14 protein-coding genes and 2 rRNA genes are annotated in these 17,370 nt (G+C 66.2%); 4 read left to right on the forward strand and 12 right to left on the reverse strand.

Annotation, left to right across the window (positions count from 1 at the left end):
* Positions 1-11: 11 nt before the first annotated feature.
* Genes AC5P5M_RS16600 through AC5P5M_RS16625 form a run of 6 tightly spaced genes read right to left on the reverse strand, consistent with a single transcriptional unit; the run spans position 12 to position 4,805 of the window.
* Positions 12-887 carry a cytochrome c oxidase subunit 3 gene (locus AC5P5M_RS16600; protein ID WP_197600599.1) on the reverse strand — a complete coding sequence of 292 codons (876 nt, stop codon included), beginning with the start codon at positions 885-887 and terminating at the stop codon, positions 12-14.
* 13 nt (positions 888-900) lie between these two features.
* Positions 901-1,491 (reverse strand): cytochrome c oxidase assembly protein, encoded by a 591-nt coding sequence (locus AC5P5M_RS16605; RefSeq protein WP_495206164.1) that lies wholly within the window; start codon positions 1,489-1,491, stop codon positions 901-903.
* The gene (locus AC5P5M_RS16610; RefSeq protein ID WP_065182571.1) at positions 1,488-1,694 is read right to left on the reverse strand and encodes a hypothetical protein; all 207 of its coding nucleotides are present in this window, start codon (positions 1,692-1,694) and stop codon (positions 1,488-1,490) included. The genes AC5P5M_RS16605 and AC5P5M_RS16610 overlap by 4 nt, the downstream gene beginning before the upstream one ends.
* Positions 1,695-1,702: 8 nt before the next feature.
* Positions 1,703-3,310, reverse strand: coding sequence for a cytochrome c oxidase subunit I (gene ctaD, locus AC5P5M_RS16615; RefSeq protein ID WP_053519494.1), 1,608 nt, complete (start codon positions 3,308-3,310; stop codon positions 1,703-1,705).
* 59 nt (positions 3,311-3,369) lie between these two features.
* Positions 3,370-4,317, reverse strand: a complete 948-nt coding sequence (coxB, locus tag AC5P5M_RS16620) for a cytochrome c oxidase subunit II (RefSeq protein WP_053519495.1) — start codon at positions 4,315-4,317, stop codon at positions 3,370-3,372.
* Between the two features lie 11 nt (positions 4,318-4,328).
* Positions 4,329-4,805, reverse strand: coding sequence for a DUF2244 domain-containing protein (locus AC5P5M_RS16625; protein WP_065182572.1), 477 nt, complete (start codon positions 4,803-4,805; stop codon positions 4,329-4,331).
* Between the two features lie 273 nt (positions 4,806-5,078).
* Here AC5P5M_RS16625 and putA point away from each other — a divergent pair, with 273 nt between their 5' ends.
* Positions 5,079-8,297, forward strand: coding sequence for a bifunctional proline dehydrogenase/L-glutamate gamma-semialdehyde dehydrogenase PutA (putA, locus tag AC5P5M_RS16630; RefSeq protein ID WP_053520202.1), 3,219 nt, complete (start codon positions 5,079-5,081; stop codon positions 8,295-8,297).
* Between the two features lie 118 nt (positions 8,298-8,415).
* On the opposite strand, the gene pnuC is transcribed toward putA, so the two are convergent.
* Both pnuC and AC5P5M_RS16640 read right to left on the reverse strand, forming a co-directional pair.
* Entirely contained in the window at positions 8,416-9,015 is a 600-nt protein-coding gene (gene pnuC, locus AC5P5M_RS16635) for a nicotinamide riboside transporter PnuC (RefSeq protein ID WP_065175455.1), read from the reverse strand.
* Positions 9,016-9,120: 105 nt separating this feature from the next.
* Positions 9,121-10,542, reverse strand: a complete 1,422-nt coding sequence (locus AC5P5M_RS16640) for an outer membrane protein transport protein (protein WP_065175449.1) — start codon at positions 10,540-10,542, stop codon at positions 9,121-9,123.
* 226 nt (positions 10,543-10,768) lie between these two features.
* Between AC5P5M_RS16640 and AC5P5M_RS16645 the strand changes: the two genes are divergently transcribed.
* Positions 10,769-11,461, forward strand: coding sequence for a rhomboid family intramembrane serine protease (locus AC5P5M_RS16645; RefSeq protein WP_053520204.1), 693 nt, complete (start codon positions 10,769-10,771; stop codon positions 11,459-11,461).
* 39 nt (positions 11,462-11,500) lie between these two features.
* Here AC5P5M_RS16645 and AC5P5M_RS16650 read toward each other — a convergent pair whose 3' ends face one another.
* Together AC5P5M_RS16650 and AC5P5M_RS16655 are read right to left on the reverse strand one after the other, a co-directional pair.
* Complete coding sequence (locus AC5P5M_RS16650) at positions 11,501-12,925, reverse strand: S41 family peptidase (RefSeq protein WP_053520205.1); 1,425 nt, start codon at positions 12,923-12,925, stop codon at positions 11,501-11,503.
* Positions 12,926-13,033: 108 nt separating this feature from the next.
* Positions 13,034-14,377, reverse strand: coding sequence for a murein hydrolase activator EnvC family protein (locus AC5P5M_RS16655; protein ID WP_495206167.1), 1,344 nt, complete (start codon positions 14,375-14,377; stop codon positions 13,034-13,036).
* 50 nt (positions 14,378-14,427) lie between these two features.
* On the opposite strand from AC5P5M_RS16655, the gene AC5P5M_RS16660 reads away from it, so the two are divergent.
* Complete coding sequence (locus AC5P5M_RS16660; RefSeq protein ID WP_495206165.1) at positions 14,428-15,090, forward strand: DUF4097 family beta strand repeat-containing protein; 663 nt, start codon at positions 14,428-14,430, stop codon at positions 15,088-15,090.
* A gap of 76 nt (positions 15,091-15,166) precedes the next feature.
* Positions 15,167-16,882: a M28 family metallopeptidase gene (locus tag AC5P5M_RS16665; RefSeq protein WP_193396593.1), complete on the forward strand. Its 1,716-nt coding sequence runs from the start codon at positions 15,167-15,169 to the stop codon at positions 16,880-16,882.
* 146 nt (positions 16,883-17,028) lie between these two features.
* On the opposite strand, the gene rrf (AC5P5M_RS16670) is transcribed toward AC5P5M_RS16665, so the two are convergent.
* Positions 17,029-17,143, reverse strand: a 5S ribosomal RNA gene (rrf, locus tag AC5P5M_RS16670).
* A gap of 131 nt (positions 17,144-17,274) precedes the next feature.
* Positions 17,275-17,370: ribosomal RNA gene (gene rrf, locus AC5P5M_RS16675) — 5S ribosomal RNA — on the reverse strand; the annotation flags it as partial.

Here is a 17,370-nt window from a genome sequence, read left to right on the forward strand (position 1 = left end):
GGCATCGGCGCTTACAGCACGTAGACGAACAGGAACAGCATCAGCCACACCACGTCGACGAAGTGCCAGTACCACGCAGCGGCTTCGAACGCGAAATGGTTGTCGCGGGTGAAATGCCCCTTCGCCGAGCGCAGCCACATCACGATCAGCATGATCGTGCCCAGCAGCACGTGCGCACCGTGGAAACCGGTCAGCATGAAGAACGTCGACCCGTAGATGCCCGAGCCGAGCGTCAGGTTCAGCTCCTTGTAGGCGTGGATGTACTCCTCCGCCTGCAGGGCGAGGAAGCCCAGGCCCAGCACCACGGTCAGGCCCAGCCAGACCAGCAGCTGGCGACGGTGGCCGGCCTTCAGCGCATGGTGGGCGATGGTGAGCGTCACGCCGGAAGTCAGCAGGATCAGCGTATTGATCAGCGGCAGGCCCCAGGCCGGAATGGTCTGGAAGGCCCCGCCGATCGCCGCCGGGCCGTTGGTGGGCCACCCCGCGGAGTAGCCCTGCCACAGCAGCTCGTTGGTCATCACCCCGCGGCCCTCGCCGCTGAGCCAGGACAGGCCCAGGTGGCGGGTGTAGAACAGTGCGCCGAAGAATGCGCCGAAGAACATCACCTCGGAGAAGATGAACCAGACCATGCCCATCCGGAACGAACCATCGACCTGGCGGTTGTAGTTGCCGGCCTGCGATTCGCGCACCACGTCGCTGAACCACCAGAACAGGGTCAGCACCAGCATCGCGATGCCGATGTAGAACGTCCAGCGCCCCCAGCTGGCATCGTTGAGCCAGCTGGCCACGCCCACCATGGTCACCATCATCGCGATGGAGCCCACGAATGGCCATTTGCTCTGGGCCGGGACGAAGTACACGTTGGCGTCGGTCGGTGTCTGGGCCATGTCGTTATCCGGGTCAGGGAGCGGCGTGCGCGCCTTCCGAAGTGGCGGCCGGAGCCAGCCGATCGGACAGCGCGTCGTTGCGGTAGAAGGTGTAGGACAGGGTGATCGTCTTGATGTCCGGCGGCAGATCCGGATCGACGATGAAGCGCACCGGCATGTCGCGCTTCTCGCCGGCCTGCAGCGTCTGCGCGGTGAAGCAGAAGCACTCGGTCTTGCTGAAGAATCCGGAGGCACGTGCTGGCGCGACCGAGGGCACCGCACTGCCGACGATCGCCTGTGGGCCGTCATTGCGGGCGTAGTACAGCGCCTCGTTCAACTCACCGGGCACCACGTCCATGGTCAGCTGCTCGGGATGGAATGCCCATGGCAGCCGCGAATTGACCCCGCCATCGAACTCCACCCGCACGGTGCGCTTTGCGGTGGCAGCCCCCACGCTGGCCTCGCTGCCCGGGCCGCGCTCCAGGCGCACGCCGAACACCTTCTCGCACGCGATGCGATACAGCGGCACCAGCGAGAAGGTCAGCAGGAACACGGCCACGGCAACGCCGATCAGGCGCGGCAGGCCGGCGCTGGGCGACGGTGTGCTGGCCGGTGTCGGGCTCATCGTCCGATCACCCCGCTGAGAATGAAGGTGGCATAGACCAGTACGGCGATGGCGCCCACCACGACTGCCGTGCGCCGGGCACGCCGGCGCTGCTGTTCGATGCCCTGAGTCTCGCCACCGTACAGCCGGGCCCTGCCCGGCTGCTTTTCGACAGCCGAGCCGGGCTCGGCTCTACAGGTCTGGAGCGGGCTCTCGTTATGCATGCCCCACCTCAATGCGTGATGTCGTCATGCGCCAGATCGCCCGGGCGCAGGATCGGCGGGGTGGTGAAGGTATGGGCCGGTGCCGGCGACGGCAGCGTCCACTCCAGGCCACGCGCACCTTCCCAGGACCGATCGGCCGCCTTCTCGCCATTGCGCAGCGAGGACAGCAGGATCGCCGCCATCATGAAGGGCGTGACGAACATACCGAATGCGCCGATCGAGCTGATCAGGTTCCAGTCGGCGAACGCCACACTGTAATCGGGAATACGGCGCGGCATCCCGGCCAGGCCGAGGAAGTGCTGCGGGAAGAACAGCAGGTTGACGAACACGATCGACCACCAGAAGTGCACCTTGGCCCACTTCTCGCTGTACATGCGACCGGTCCACTTCGGCCACCAGTAGTACACCGCGGCAATCAGCGCGAACACTGCACCGGTCACCAGCACGTAGTGGAAGTGGGCAACGACGAAGTAGGTATCGTGGTACTGGAAGTCGGCGGCGACGATGGCCAGCATCAGACCGGAGAAGCCGCCAATGGTGAACAGGATGACGAAGGCCACCGACCACAGCATCGGCGCCTCGAACGTCAGCGAGCCACGCCACATCGTGCTGACCCAGTTGAAGACCTTCACGCCGGTCGGGATCGAGATCAGCATGGTGGCGAACATGAAGTAGATCTCGCCGCCCAGCGGCATGCCCACGGTGAACATGTGGTGGGCCCAGACGATGAACGACAGGAAGGCGATCGCAGCCGTGGCGTACACCATCGCCTGGTAGCCGAACAGGGGCTTGCGGCTGAAGGTGGGAATGATCTCGCTGACCACGCCGAAGGCGGGCAGGATCATGATGTACACCTCGGGGTGGCCGAAGAACCAGAAGATGTGCTGGAACATCACCGGGTCACCGCCACCGGCGGCGTTGAAGAAGCTGGTGCCGAAGAACTTGTCGGTCAGCAGCATGGTCACCGCACCGGCCAGCACCGGCATCACCGCGATCAGCAGGAAGGCGGTGATCAGCCAGGCCCAGCAGAAGATCGGCATCTTCAGCAGGTCGATGCCCGGCGCGCGCATGTTGAGCACGGTGGCGATGATGTTGATCGCGCCCATGATCGAACTGATGCCGGCCACGTGGATGGCGAACACAGTGAAGGCCACGTTGTAGCCGCCCTGCAGCGACAGCGGCGGATACAGCGTCCAGCCACCGGCCGGCGCACCTCCGGGCAGCAGGAAGGTGAGCAGCAGCAGGCTGAAGGCCACCGGCAGCAGCCAGAACGACCAGTTGTTCATGCGTGGCAGGGCCATGTCCGGCGCACCGATCTGCAACGGCACCATCCAGTTGGCCAGGCCGACGAAGGCCGGCATCACTCCGCCGAAGATCATCACCAGTGCGTGCACGGTGGTGAGCTGGTTGAAGGTTTCCGGCCTGACGAACTGCAGGCCCGGCTGCATCAGCTCGGCGCGGATGATCACGCTCATCGCCGCGCCGATGATGAACATGATGAAGCTGAAAAGCAGATACAGGGTGCCGATGTCCTTGTGGTTGGTCGAGAAGAACCAACGCTCGAAGAAACCCGGGTGGTGGTGGTGGTCGTCGTGCCCAACTGCCGAGTGCGCCATTGCAAAACACCTCTCAGAATCGGTTGTCGCCACGGCCGCAGGCGGCCGCGGGATTTACATCACGCGCCGCTGGCCGCGGTGGCAGGGGCGGCACCCGCTTCGGCGGCGGCAGGTTCGGCCGGCGCGGCAGGCGTCTCCGCCGCAGGCGCAGCCGGTTCGGCCGGGGCTGCGGCCGGCGGTGCCGGCTTGCGCTGCGCCAGCCACTGCCTGAACTCCTCCTTGGACACGGCCTCGACCACGATCGGCATGAATCCGTGGTCCTTGCCGCACAGTTCAGCGCACTGCCCGCGATAGACGCCCGGCTGCTCGATGCTGGTCCAGGCCTCGTTGATGAAGCCGGGAATGGCATCCTGCTTCCAGCCCAGCGCCGGCACCCACCAGGCGTGGATCACGTCGTCGGAGGTGATGACGAAACGGACCTTGGTATCGACCGGCAGCACCAGCCGGTTGTCGACATCCAGCAGGTAGTGGGGATGGCTCTCGCGCGTCGGCACCTTGCCACTCTGCCGCATGCGGTCCGACTCGCGGTCCAGGCGGCTGGTGAAGGTGACGTTCTCGCCCAGGTACTCGTACTTCCACATCCACTGGTAGCCGGTGACCTTCACCGTCATCTCGGCATCGCGGGTGTCGTACATCTTGATCAGGTTGGCCGTGGCCGGCCATGCCATCACCACCAGGATGATCACCGGGATCACCGTCCAGATGATCTCGGCCTTGGTGTTGTGGCTGAAGGTGGCTGCGACCGCCCCCTTGGATTTGCGGAACTTGAAGATGGCGTAGGCCATCGCCCCGAACACGATCACGCCGATCACCGTGCAGACGATCAGCGAGAGATTGTTCGACTCCCAGGCCAGGCGCGAGGTCTGGGTTACCCCCTTGCCCATGTTCAGCTGCCACGGCTTGGGATCGGCCGCCTGGGCCCATGCCATCGCCGGAACCCATCCCCCGGCCACCACTGCGGCGGCCATTGCAACGCACTTCGTGCCCCACCTGCTGCTTTGCTTCATTGCCTAGACCCTTAGCGTCGTCGGTTGCCGCCATCGCTGGCGGCGAGCAAGCCTTCAAGTGTCTCTGCGAGCGTCTGACGTTCGGCCGGCGCGAGGAAACTCCCCACCTCCACCTGCCGGCCGCTGGACGCAAGCCGGACCCTCTCATCGTCGGCGAGCAGGCGCACCCAATGCGGGTGAGCCCGGAACACCGGCAATCCACCGGGTACGGGGATGACCTCCACATACGCCGGCACTACCCGGATTTCCTCCTGCCGTTCGCCGCTGCGCCACAGGGCACGTAACGCGGCTGCCAGCAACAGGCTGTACAGCAGCGCGAACAGGGGGGCGAATGCATTGCCGGCCAACCACCCCAGGGCGGAGACCAGCCACATCGCTCCCGACAACACGGTGAACAACAGGACGAACTGCCGGGCATCGAGCGCCCGTGGGGGACGCAGCCGCAGCTGCGTACCTGACCCATCTGGAGCTGGAAGCACCTCGATCATGTCGCAACCGCGTTCCTGCCGCGGGAAACGTCTCGATGGTAGCCCCGCCGTCTCACCGGTAGCAAGGGTGCATTCACACTTTTTGCCATGCTGCAATACAGCATTCGCCCGGCGCCGCAAATGACGAATTCAGCACAAATAGAGTCGCACGTGCTGAACACGCTGAATCCACCACCGTTAGGGGCTATCAGCATTCACGAAGGCGGCCGCGGGGCACTTCCGGAGGGCGCAAAAATGATTAAAATCGCCAAGTTTTCCATTGGCCGGACCGGCATGAACGCACCCTCCTCCTCCCTTGCCGCCCACGACGCCCCGCGTCATGGCGCGCTGCTGTCGCCGGAACTGCCGGCGTCCCCCAACCCGTTCCGCCAGGCCATTACCGACGCCTGGCTGAAGGACGAGGCCAGCCACGTCCGTGAGCTGCTGGCGCAGGCCCGCCTGCCCGCCGAGGAACAGGCCCGGGTGCAGGCGCTGGCCGCCGATCTGGTCGGCCGCGTGCGCGTGCGCGCCAAGGACCAGGGCGCGATCGAAGCCTTCATGCGCCAGTACGATCTGGGCAGCGAGGAAGGCGTGCTGCTGATGTGCGTGGCCGAAGCGCTGCTGCGCATTCCGGACCAGGACACCGCCGACAAACTGATCCGCGACAAGCTGGCCGACGCCGACTGGGAAAAGCACCTGGGCGGCAGTGACTCGGTACTGGTCAATGCCTCCACCTGGGGCCTGATGCTGACCGGCAAGCTGGTGCAGATGAACGATGCCACCCGTGCCGACGCACCCAGCGCGTTCAAGCGCCTGGTCGGACGCGTGGGTGAGCCGGTGATCCGCCTGGCCGTGCGCCAGGCGATGAAGATCATGGGCCATCAGTTCGTCATGGGCCGCACCATCAGCGAGGCGCTGGCGCGTTCGCACAAGGGCGACAACGCCAGCTATCGCTATTCCTTCGACATGCTGGGCGAAGGTGCCCTGACCATGAAGGATGCGCTGCGCTATCTGGAAGACTACCGTCGTGCGATCCACGCCATCGGCGGTGACCACAAGGCACGCGGCGGCCGTCCCGACGGCGACGTCAACAACGCACCGGGCATCTCGATCAAGCTGTCGGCGCTGTACCCTCGCTACGAACATGCCAAGCGCGAGCGCGTGCTGAAGGACCTGGTGCCGGGCGTGCTGGAACTGGCGCAGCTGGCCAAGAGCTACGGCATCGGCTGCACCGTCGACGCCGAGGAGTCCGACCGCCTCGAGCTGTCGCTGGACATCATCGAGCAGGTGTTCTGCGACGCCTCGCTGGCCGGCTGGGACGGCTTCGGCGTCGTGGTGCAGGCCTACCAGAAGCGCACCCCGTACACGATCGACCACTTGGCCGACATGGCCCGCCGTGCCGGTCGCCGCCTGCAGGTGCGCCTGGTCAAGGGCGCCTACTGGGATGCCGAGATCAAGCGCGCGCAGATCGAGGGCTACCCGGGCTACCCGGTGTTCACCCGCAAGCAGAACACCGACGTGTCCTACCTGGCCTGTGCCAAGCGTCTGTTCACGCATGCCGATGTGATCTACCCGATGTTCGCCACCCACAACGCGCACACCATCGCGGCCGTGCGCAGCATTGCCAACGGCGGCGTGTACGAGCACCAGAAGCTGCACGGCATGGGCGACGATCTCTACGCCGAAGTGGTGCCGGCCGATCGTCTCGGCCTTCCCTGCCGCGTCTATGCACCGGTCGGATCGCATGAGGATCTGCTGCCGTATCTGGTGCGGCGCCTGCTGGAAAACGGCGCCAACTCCAGCTTCGTCAACCGCATCACCGACGAACGCGTGCCGATCTCCGATCTGATCCGCGATCCGGTCGAGATGGTGTCCTCGTTCGAATCGATTCCGCATCCCAAGATCCCGCTGCCGGTTGACCTGCTGCGCAGCCAGAACCACGACAGGAAGAACTCCATGGGCGCCAATCTCGCCAACGACAACGAACTGCGCGCCCTGGCCGGGCAGCTCAACGCGGCAGTGAAGCCGTGGCAGGCCGCGCCGCTGGTGCCGGGTGCGACCCCCGCAGGCGCGCCGCAACCGGTAACCAACCCCGCCGATACCCGCGAAGTGGTCGGCCAGTGGCTGCCCGCCGATACCGCCACCGTGCAGAAGGCGCTGGCCAATGCCGTGGCCGCGCAGCCGGCCTGGAACCGCACCCCGGCAGCAAGCCGCGCCGCCATTCTCGAGCACGCCGCCGACCAGCTCGAAGCACGCATGCCCGAGTTCATGGCGCTGTGCGTGAAGGAAGCCGGCAAGAGCCTGCCCGACAGCATCGCCGAAGTGCGTGAAGCGGTCGACTTCCTGCGCTACTACGCCAAGCAGGCACGCGAGCAGTTCGGACATGCCGAGAAGCTGCCGAGCCCCACCGGCGAATCCAACGAGCTGCAGCTGCACGGCCGTGGCGTGTTTGTCTGCATCAGCCCGTGGAACTTCCCGCTGGCGATCTTCCTGGGCCAGGTGGCCGCCGCACTGGCTGCCGGCAACAGCGTCATCGCCAAGCCGGCAGAGCAGACCAACCTGGTCGGCTACTACGCCGTGAAGCTGCTGCATGACGCCGGCGTGCCGGCCGAGGTGGTGCAGTTCCTGCCGGGCGATGGTGCCACCGTCGGCGCGGCGCTGACCGCCGATCCGCGCGTGGCGGGCGTGGCCTTCACCGGCTCCACCGACACCGCACGTGCGATCAACCGCGCGATGGCCGCGCGTGATGCCGCCATCGGCGTGCTGATCGCCGAGACGGGTGGCCAGAACGCCTTCATCGCCGACTCCTCGGCGCTGCCGGAACAGCTGGTCAAGGATGCGATCGGTTCGGCCTTCACCTCGGCCGGCCAGCGCTGCTCGGCCGCACGCGTGCTGTTCGTGCAGGACGACATCGCCGACAAGGTGATGACCATGCTGGCCGGCGCCATGAAGGAACTGAAGGTCGGCGACCCCGGCCTGCTGTCCACCGACGTCGGCCCGGTGATCGACGCCGATGCGCTGAAGATCCTGCAGGACCATGCCGAACGCATGGACCGCGAAGCGCGCCTGATCGCTGCGGCTGAACTGTCCGCCGAGGCTGCCCACGGCACCTTCTTCGCACCGCGCGCGTACGAACTGAAGAACCTGGGCCAGCTGCAGAAGGAGATCTTCGGGCCGGTCCTGCACGTCATCCGCTGGAAGGGTGAGCAGCTGGACGCGGTGATCGAGCAGATCAATGCCACCGGCTACGGCCTGACCCTGGGCGTGCACTCGCGCATCGACGAGACCGTCGATCGCATCACCAACGGCATCCAGGTCGGCAATGTGTATGTCAACCGCAACCAGATCGGTGCAGTGGTCGGTGTGCAGCCATTCGGCGGCCAGGGCCTGTCCGGCACCGGACCGAAGGCCGGTGGCCCACATTATCTGCTGCGCTTTGCCACCGAGAAGACCGTCACGGTGAACACCACGGCCGCTGGTGGTAACGCCTCGCTGCTGACGCTGGGCGACTGATCACCGGGTTGATGTGGTCAACGAAAAACCCCGCGGAAGCGGGGTTTTTTGTGCCTCGCTTGCTGTAGAACCGAGCCCGCGCTTGGCTTTTCCGGCGCAGCCGAGCGTGGGCTCGGCTCTACAGGGAGCCAGGTGCCGCCGTGGCCTCGGCACGCATCAGATTGCGCCAGTGGCGCAACGCCACCAGTGCATTGATCCAGAAACCGACGTACAGGATCGACGTCAGGTGCAGGCCACGGCTGTAGTACAGGGGCACGGCGATCGTATTGACCAGCAGCCACACCCACCACGATTCCAGCTTGCGGCGCATCATCAGGATCTGCGCGATCACGCTCAGCACCAGTACCGCCGAATCGACGTAGGGCGCATAGGCGTGGGTCAGGCGGGTCAGCATCCAGCCGTAGCCGAACGTGGCCAGGGCCGCCGTCGGCAGCAGCCACATTCCCGTGCGCGGGCGCAGCGAGGTGATCGGCAGCGGTGCGCCGTGGTTGCCACGCAGCCATTGCCACCATCCCAGCACGCTGATGGCGATGAAGAAGAACTGCAGCACCATGTCGGCGAACAGGTGTGAGCGCTCGAAGACAACGGCGAACAACGCGCAGCCGACGATGCCCAGCCACCAGGTGTGGACGTTGTTGCGTCCCGCCAGCAGGATCGAGCCCGCGACCGCTACGTTGGCGGCCAGCTCCAGCTGGAAGTTCGGATCGGACAGGTTCATGCGGCCATTGTCGTAGATCCACAGCCCGCGTGGATGCGCGCTGCACAAACAAAAGGCCCCGCTTGCGCGGGGCCCTTCGTGTACTGGATTAGGCCGAAGCCTGGATCAGAACTTGTACTGCAGCGATGCGGCCAGCACGTCGCCACTGACCTTGTACTTGCCGATGACGGTGTTGGCCGTCGCCGAGGTCGAGTAGATGTCCGGATCCTTGGTGAACAGGTGGGTGTAGCCCACGCTGTACTCCAGCTTGTCCGACGCTGCGTAGGTCATACCCAGCGACAGCCACTTGCGGGTGGTGTCCGGCACGCGGACGTCACGGTGCTCGTAGGTGGTCGGGGTCTGATCGTAGGCCAGGCCGCCGCGCAGGGTCAGCTTGTCGTTGACCTTGTAATCGGTACCGATCGCCGCGAAGGTGGTATCGCGGTAGTGGAACGGCAGCACGCTGTCCGGCTGGTTGGAGTCATAGTCGACGGTGACCTGGTCGAACTTGCTCCACGCAGTACGGGTGACTTCAGCCATGACCTGCCACTGGTCGTTCACCCGATGGGTGATGCCGACGGTCGCGCTGGCCGGCAGGGTGATGGTGGCGCGGCCGTTGCTGTCGATGAAGGTGCCGGTATTGGCAAGGAAGGCCGCGGCATTCTGCGGAATGGTGAAGTCGGCAGTGCCGTCGGTGATCTTGTGTTCGACCTCCGAGCGGTAGCTGAAGGCGATGTTGGTGCCTTCCACCGGGCTGACGGTCATGCCCAGGGTATAGCCGACCGACACTTCGTCACCCTTGATGCGCAGGTAGCCATCAGCAGTGCCCGGAGCGAAGCCCAGCTGGGCCGCCTGGCGGGCAGCAGCCTGCGAAGCGGCAGCGGCCTGGGCCGGAGTACCACCAGCCTGCAGCACGCGGGCGGCAGCCTGACGCTGGGCCGTGGCATTGATCGCGGTGCCGGTGTCGACGGCGCTGGTCAGGTCGACGTTCAGGCGCTCGGCGAACACCGAAGCGCCAAACGACAGGTACGGGTTGACGTCGTACGAGAACGCGACGCCCAGGTCGATCGCCTGCAGTTCGGTCTTGACGCCGTTGTAGCGGCCGACCCAGTCACGGTCGTATTCGGTCTTGAAGCCGAACGGAACGGTCAGCGAGGCACCGAAGTGCATGTTCTCGTTCTCGCCGAACGGCAGGTGGAAGTAGGCCGCCGGGACCGGGGCGATCATGCCGGCGTCGCCGCCGTTGCCACCCGAGATCGGCGCGCCGTTGCCGTATTCGCCACGGCCGCGGAACTTGGCACCGAAGCTGATCGCGCTGACGTCGCCCTGCAGCAGGGTACCGTCGAGCAGGCGCATGGAGGCCGGGTTGGTGGCGATGACCGAGGCGTCACCTTCGGTCGAGGTGGAGCCGGCGAAGGCGCGGCCCAGGCCCTTGGCGCTGTTTTCCTTCAGCTGGAAGGCAGCAGCGTTGGCGTCGGCGGCGGCCAGCGCACCGGCAACGCCGACGGCCAGCAGGGTCAGACGGGCAATGGTGGAAGCGGTTTGCATCGTAGTTCTCTCTCCGGTAAGCGGTGATGTTGCTCTGAGTGCGCCTGCGCCCGGCAGGCCCTGGGGCCCATCGGAGCGCGCCGGATTCCCCTCCCGACATACGACGCCGTATGCGAGTATTACCCAGAGCCGTTAATGAAACAATAACAGCGGCGGCGCTTTTTTCGTCGCAAAACCTGAACAGGAGCGCCCCCGCCACGGAGCCCGGCGCGCTAGGCTTGTCGCCATGTTCGTTTCCCTTCCGTCGCGCAAGAAGGCCGCCCTGCGCTGGGCCACACCCGTGCTGTTTGCGGCACTGTGGCTGGCTTTCCTGTGGTCAATCTCACGGCCGGATGATGCCAGGGGCAGCCTGTGGCTCGACTGGGGCGCGCTCTCCACCGGCCTGACCCATCCGCTGGACTGGTGGGCCACCCTGCAGGACGGCAGCGTGCTGCGCCTGTTCACAGCCCTGTTCCTGCATGCGGACTGGTCGCACCTGCTGGGCAATCTGGTCTTCCTGCTGATCTTCGGCCTGCCGGCAGAGCGGGTACTGGGGCCATGGCGCCTGTTGCTGCTGTTCCTGGTCGGCGGCGCGGTCTCCAACCTGGTGGCGATCTACACCATGGGCAGCCCGGACCAGATCATCATCGGTGCCAGCGGCGCGGTGTCGGCCCTGATCGGCGCCTACCTGGCCCTGTTCCCGGGCGCGCGACTGGGCGTGGTGATTCCCCTCGGCCTGTTCCTGGAGTTCGTACGCGCCCCGGCCTATCTGCTGATCGGCGTGTGGGCAGCACTGCAGGTGGTGTTCGCCTATATCGGCCCGACCTTCGGCATGGTGGCCTGGTGGGCCCACATCGGCGGCTTCGTGTTCGGCGTGGTGTATGGCGTGTACGTGCGCGCAGCGATCGCGCGCCGCCTGCGCAAGCGGCACGGGTTCTAGGCAACCGGCCGGCGTCGCCGGGCGTGGCCCGGCGCTACCTCAGGGCTTTGCCGGGGCCGGGCTCGGCTTTGCTTCCGGCTTTGCTTCCGGCTTGGCGGTCGCCGCGTCGGCGGCCTTTTCCGCTTCCGCCTTCGCGGCTTCGGCCTTCAGTCGCGCGGCCACCGAGCCGGGATGCTTCAGTTCGGCGAGCGCATCGTTGATCGGGCCATCGCCCGGCAACACCGCGCCTGCCCGATAACCTTCGGTTCCTTCATCGTCGCCGCGCAGATGACCCGGCAGGGTGGCTTCGCTGTAGTCGCTCAGGCTGGCCGGCAGCGCGTCATCCTCAGGGCGCGGCGCAGGCTTGAGCTCCACATCCGGCACGATGCCGGTGGCCTGGATCGACTTGCCGCTGGGCGTGTAGTAGCGCGCCGTGGTCAGCTTCACCGAATCGCCGTTGTCCAGCGGCAGCACGGTCTGCACCGAGCCCTTGCCGAACGTGCGGCTGCCAACCACGCGTGCGCGGCCATTGTCGCGCAATGCACCGGCCAGCACTTCCGAGGCGCTGGCCGAACCCGCATCGGCCAGCACCACCACCGGTGCGCCCTTCAACAGGTCGCCCGGCGTGGCGTCGAAACGCGCATCGCTGATGCTGATGCGGCCCCGCGTACTGACGATGTTGCCCTTGTCCAGCAGATCGTCGGCCACCTGCACAGCGGCGGTCAGCAGGCCACCCGGATTGCTGCGCAGGTCCAGCACCAGCCCCTTCAGCGTTCCACCGGACTGCTTCTGCAGCTGCTGCACATGCTTCTGGAAATCCGAACCGGTGTCGGCCTGGAAGGTACTCAGGCGGATGTAGCCATAGCCCGGTTCCAGCAGGCGGCTGCGCACGCTGGTGACGCGGATCGTCTGCCGGGTCAGGCTGACATCGAAAGGCTTCGGCCGGCCGTCGCGCACGATGGTCAGCACCACCTTGCTGCCGGCCGGGCCCCGCAGCGGCTCACTGGCATCGATCGCACTGATCGGCTTGCCATCGATGGCGATGATCAGATCGCCCGCGAGGATGCCGGCCTTGGCCGCCGGCGTGTCATCGATCGGCGCGATCACCTTCATGCTGGCGTTGTCCGGCTGCTGCTGCAGCTCGACGCCGATGCCCTCGTAGGCACCGGAGGCCTGCTCGTCGAAGGCCTGCGCATCTTCCTTGTTGAAATACGTGCTGTGCGGGTCGAGGTCGAGCAGCAGGCCACGGACCGCCGACTGCATCAGCTTGTTGTCGTCGACCGGGTCGACATAGGCCGCGCGCACCGCGTTGTACACCGCCACGAAACGGCGGATGTCTTCCAGCGGCACCTTCGAGGTCACCGCCTCCTCGCTGCTCGCCGCCTGCCCGCTGTTCGCAGCGGTCGGGGCCGGCGCGGTCTGCTGCGCCCAGGACAGCGCTGGCAACAGGGCCAGCAAGAGGGTGGCGGTACGGGCTGCGCGCATGGAGCACTCCTGTCGACGGTGGCATCGTGCCCAAGGCACAGGCACCGATTATGCGCGAAGCACAGCTAAATTCCCGTTGAACCCACGCAGTCCGTGCAGGCCCCGGGTTCAGCGGCGCTGCAGCCAGCTGTCCGGATTGACCGGCTGCCCGCCACGACGCAGCTCGAAATACAGTGCGGTCACGCCCTGGCCGCCAGAGTTGCCGACCTTGGCGACCGCATCGCCACGGCTGACCCGCGCACCTGCATCCTTCAGCAGCGTGTCGTTATGCGCATAGAGGCTCATGTAGCCGTTGCCGTGATCGACGATCAGGATCATGCCGTAACCGGTCATCCAATCGGAGAAGACGACCGTGCCATCGGCTACCGCGGTCACCGTGCTGCCGGCCGGGGCACCGATCAGCACGCCGCTGCTGGTGCGGCCATCCGGCAGCTTGCCGCCATAGCGTGCCAGCAGGTTGCCCGACAGCGGCCACCCCAGTCCCCCCACCTTCGGTGCCGGCGCCGATGCCACGGCCGGCGGCACCTTGGTCGCCGGCGGCGGTCGGCCTTCGGCGGCGGCCTGGCGTGCAGCGCGTTCGGCGGCGGCCTTCTCCGCGGCAGCCCGGCGCGCTGCCGCGCGACGCTCGGCTTCGGCCCGCGCTGCGGCCGCGCGCAGATTGGCCAGCAGGGTTTCCAGTGCCTTGGCATCCTGCCCCAATGCCTGTTCCTTCTCGCGCCGGTCCTTGAAGCGTTCGTCCAGCGAGGCCACGGTCTGCGCACGTTCGCGACGATCGGCCGCCAGCGCAACCGCCTGCTGCTTCTGCTCGCGCTGGGTCCCCTGCAGCTGCTGCTGGCGTTCGGCAATCTGTGCCTGCAGCGCCTCCAGTTCCTTGAGATCGGCAGTCAATGCGGTGATGCGCTGCGCGCGCTCGCGCTGCAGGTACCGGTGGTAGGCCAGTGCACGGTTGGCATCGGCCACCGTGTCCTGTGACAGCAGCAGCTTGAGCGGGGCGTGGTTGCCCAGCTGATAGGCCGCGCGCAGCAACCCGGCCAGTTCGCGATGCTGCTGCGCCAGGTTGGACTGCAGGGTCGTGCGACGTCGCTCGGCCTCGGCCAGTGCCTGGTTCTGCTCGCGCAGCGCCGCCTCGGTCTGGGCCAGCACACGGCCGCTGCGGGCCACCTTCTCATCGGCCGCGCGCAGCTGCTGAGATGCCTGGCCACGCTGGCCCTCAAGCTGGCGGCGCTCCTGCGCGACGCCCTTCAGCTCGCTGCGCAGCTTCTGCAGCTTGCGCTCCGTTTCGCGCGTGTTCTGTGCACCTGACGGAAGCGGCAGCGCCAATGCCAAGGCCAGCCCCAGCAGCAGGCAGCGCCCGCCGCGGGCAGCGGCGATGTGATGTCGGCGTGAGGGGAAGGCGTTGTTGCGCAAGGGCTTTCCAGTGACTTCAGGCAGTTGCAGGGGCGATTGGGGAATGGTGACATCAACGCACGCGGCCTGCCAGCCGCACATCCACCGAGGGACCCATGAACATTCGATCCATTCCGCTGCTGTTGGGCGTGCTGCTGGCCAGCAGTCCCGCCTGGGCACAGGACAACATCAGCAAGGTCAACGGCAGCATCACCGCCGAAGCCGGGCAGCGCTACGGCAAGCTGGATACCGTCAACGGCGGCATCCGCGTCGGTGAAGGCAGCGAAACCGGCAGCATCGATACCGTCAACGGTGGGGTGAAGGTCGCCGACCGCGCCCGTACCGGCAGCATCGAAACGGTCAACGGCGGGGTGCGCCTGGGCCGTGAGGTGATCGCCCGCGGCAACGTCAGCACGGTCAATGGCAGCATCTTCAGTGATCGCGGCAGCCAGATCGAAGGCGGCGTGGAGACCGTCAACGGTGGCATCGGCCTGGTCGAGAGCCGCGTCAGCAAGGACGTGGAAACCGTCAATGGCGATATCACCGTGGGCATCGGCTCCCAGGTCGACGGCGGCGTGCGCGTGCGCAAGCCCAGCTTCAGCGTCTCGCTGACGGCCGTCCGCAAGCCGCGGGTCATCATCGGCCCGAACGCCGTGGTCAGTGGCGCCCTGCACTTCGAGCGGGACGTGGTGCTGTACGTGCACCGCACCGCGCGCATCGGCCCGGTCAGCGGCGCCGATTCCATTCCGTTCGACAGCGAAACCGCGCCGGCGGACTGAGCCCAACGATTCGGGGATACTCCCCGTTCCCGGCCGCACCACCATGCGGCCATCCCTTGTTTCCCAGGAACCGATGATGCCCCGCAAACTCCTCCTGTGCCTGGCCGCCGCGGCCGCGCTCAGTGCCTGCAAAGGCAATGACTCCCCGGCGCCGAGCGCCGGCACCGACAGTACCGCCCCGTCCACCGCGACCGCGGGCCATGCGTTCTCGCCGGAGATCAATGCCACCGATTTCGCCGAGATGGTCAAGACCCTGGCCTCCGACGAGTTCGAAGGGCGAGCACCGGGCAGCAAGGGCGAAGAGCTGACGGTCAACTACATCCGCGACCAGATGCAGCGTATCGGCCTGCAGCCGGGCAATGGCGACAGCTGGTTCCAGGACGTGCCGATGACCGAAACGACGGCCGATGAGTCCACCGTGCTGAAGATCAACCAGGGCGGCAAGACCACCGAACTGAAGTTCGGCACTGACATGGTGGTCGGCACGCGTACCGGCCAGGCCGAGATCAGCATCGATGCCAGCGACCTGGTGTTCGTCGGCTACGGTGTCGATGCACCGGAACAGAAGTGGAACGACTATGCCGGCCAGGACTGGAAGGGCAAGACGGTCGTCATGTTCGTCAACGACCCGGGGTTCCACGTCGATGACGAAACCCTGTTCGACGGCAAGCGCATGACCTATTACGGCCGCTGGACCTACAAGTTCGAGGAGGCCGCACGCAAGGGCGCCGCTGCTGCCCTGATCGTGCACGACACGGCCGGCGCCTCCTACGGCTGGGACGTGGTGAAGAACTCCTGGGCCGGACCGCAGTACGACCTGCCGGCCAAGGACGATCCGGAAGCACGCATCCCGGTGCAGGGCTGGCTGAGCGCCGACGCCGCACGCTCACTGTTCGCCGCCGCGGGCCTGGACCTTGACCAGGCCTACAAGGACGCCAGCAAGCGCGGCTTCAAGCCGGTGCCGCTGAAAGCCACCGCATCCGTCGACCTCAAGAGCCGTATCGCACAGAAGCAGTCGCGCAACGTGGTCGGCGTCCTGCCGGGCACCAAGCGTGCCGATGAGGCCGTGCTGTACATGGCCCATTGGGATCACCTGGGCAAGCACGAGGGCGAGGAAGGCGACAACATCTACAACGGTGCGATCGACAATGCGACCGGCGTGGCAGGCATCCTGGAAGTCGCCGAAGCGATGGCCCACCAGGATCCGAAGCCGGAGCGTTCGGTGGTGTTCCTTGCCGTGACCCTGGAAGAATCCGGCCTGCTCGGCTCCAAGTACTACGTTGCGCATCCGACGTTCCCGCTGGACAGGATCGCCGGCGTCATCAACATCGACGCCATGTCCGTGGCCGGCCGCGCCAAGGACGTGACGGTGACCGGCTTCGGCAGCTCCGAGCTGGAAGACATCCTCAAGCCGCTGGCGGCGGCCCAGGGACGCACCCTGCACGGCGAAAGCTCGGTACAGAGTGGCTTCTACTTCCGTTCCGACCACTTCAATTTCGCCAAGGCAGGCGTCCCGGCGCTGTACGCCGACGGTGGCGAAGATCTGCGCGAAGGTGGGGTGGAAGCCGGCCGCAAGGCAGCAGCCGACTACGGCGCCAACCGCTACCATGGCCCGAAGGATGAGTTCGATGCGGCGAGCTGGAAGCTGGACGGCACTGTCGAAGACCTGCAGCTGATGTACGGCGTCGGCAAGGAGCTTGCCGGTGGCGACCGCTGGCCGAACTGGTATGAAGGCAATCCCTTCAAAGCCGCCCGCGACACGATGATGAAGGCCAAGACCCCGGCCCGCTAACGTCGCGCCATGCTCGACTGAACGCTATCGAGGTCAGAGCGGCGCCCTACGGGGCGCCGCTTTTTTTGTGCGATCGCAGCTCAGTGGCCGCTTTCCGCGCATAAAGAAAAACCCCGCTGCGCGAGCAGCGGGGTTTTGGGTGTAAACCCTGGCGATGACCTACTCTCGCATGGCTTGAGCCACACTACCATCGGCGCGGCTGCGTTTCACTTCCGAGTTCGGGATGGGATCGGGTGGTTCCACAGCGCTAATTTCACCAGGGAGACGGTTGCAGCAGCGCCTGCGGCGCCAGCTTCGCGATCTTGCCCTTGGGGCGGAAGCCACCCGGAAAATGCAGTGCCTTCATTAAAAGGAAAACCCCGCTGCGTGAGCAGCGGGGTTTTGGGTATAAACCCTGGCGATGACCTACTCTCGCATGGCTTGAGCCACACTACCATCGGCGCAGCTGCGTTTCACTTCCGAGTTCGGGATGGGATCGGGTGGTTCCA

This window comes from Stenotrophomonas sp. YJH_SMC_106-19, assembly GCF_059368375.1.

Coding starts and splice junctions, on each gene's coding strand:
- AC5P5M_RS16660 (WP_495206165.1), top strand. CDS start 14,428: ATGAACATTCGATCCATTCCGCTGCTGTTGGGCGTGCTGCTGGCCAGC.
- putA (WP_053520202.1), top strand. CDS start 5,079: ATGAACGCACCCTCCTCCTCCCTTGCCGCCCACGACGCCCCGCGTCAT.
- pnuC (WP_065175455.1), bottom strand. CDS start 9,015: ATGAACCTGTCCGATCCGAACTTCCAGCTGGAGCTGGCCGCCAACGTA.
- AC5P5M_RS16625 (WP_065182572.1), bottom strand. CDS start 4,805: ATGATCGAGGTGCTTCCAGCTCCAGATGGGTCAGGTACGCAGCTGCGG.
- AC5P5M_RS16650 (WP_053520205.1), bottom strand. CDS start 12,925: ATGCGCGCAGCCCGTACCGCCACCCTCTTGCTGGCCCTGTTGCCAGCG.
- AC5P5M_RS16605 (WP_495206164.1), bottom strand. CDS start 1,491: ATGAGCCCGACACCGGCCAGCACACCGTCGCCCAGCGCCGGCCTGCCG.
- AC5P5M_RS16610 (WP_065182571.1), bottom strand. CDS start 1,694: ATGCATAACGAGAGCCCGCTCCAGACCTGTAGAGCCGAGCCCGGCTCG.
- AC5P5M_RS16665 (WP_193396593.1), top strand. CDS start 15,167: ATGCCCCGCAAACTCCTCCTGTGCCTGGCCGCCGCGGCCGCGCTCAGT.
- ctaD (WP_053519494.1), bottom strand. CDS start 3,310: ATGGCGCACTCGGCAGTTGGGCACGACGACCACCACCACCACCCGGGT.
- AC5P5M_RS16645 (WP_053520204.1), top strand. CDS start 10,769: ATGTTCGTTTCCCTTCCGTCGCGCAAGAAGGCCGCCCTGCGCTGGGCC.
- coxB (WP_053519495.1), bottom strand. CDS start 4,317: ATGAAGCAAAGCAGCAGGTGGGGCACGAAGTGCGTTGCAATGGCCGCC.
- AC5P5M_RS16640 (WP_065175449.1), bottom strand. CDS start 10,542: ATGCAAACCGCTTCCACCATTGCCCGTCTGACCCTGCTGGCCGTCGGC.
- AC5P5M_RS16600 (WP_197600599.1), bottom strand. CDS start 887: ATGGCCCAGACACCGACCGACGCCAACGTGTACTTCGTCCCGGCCCAG.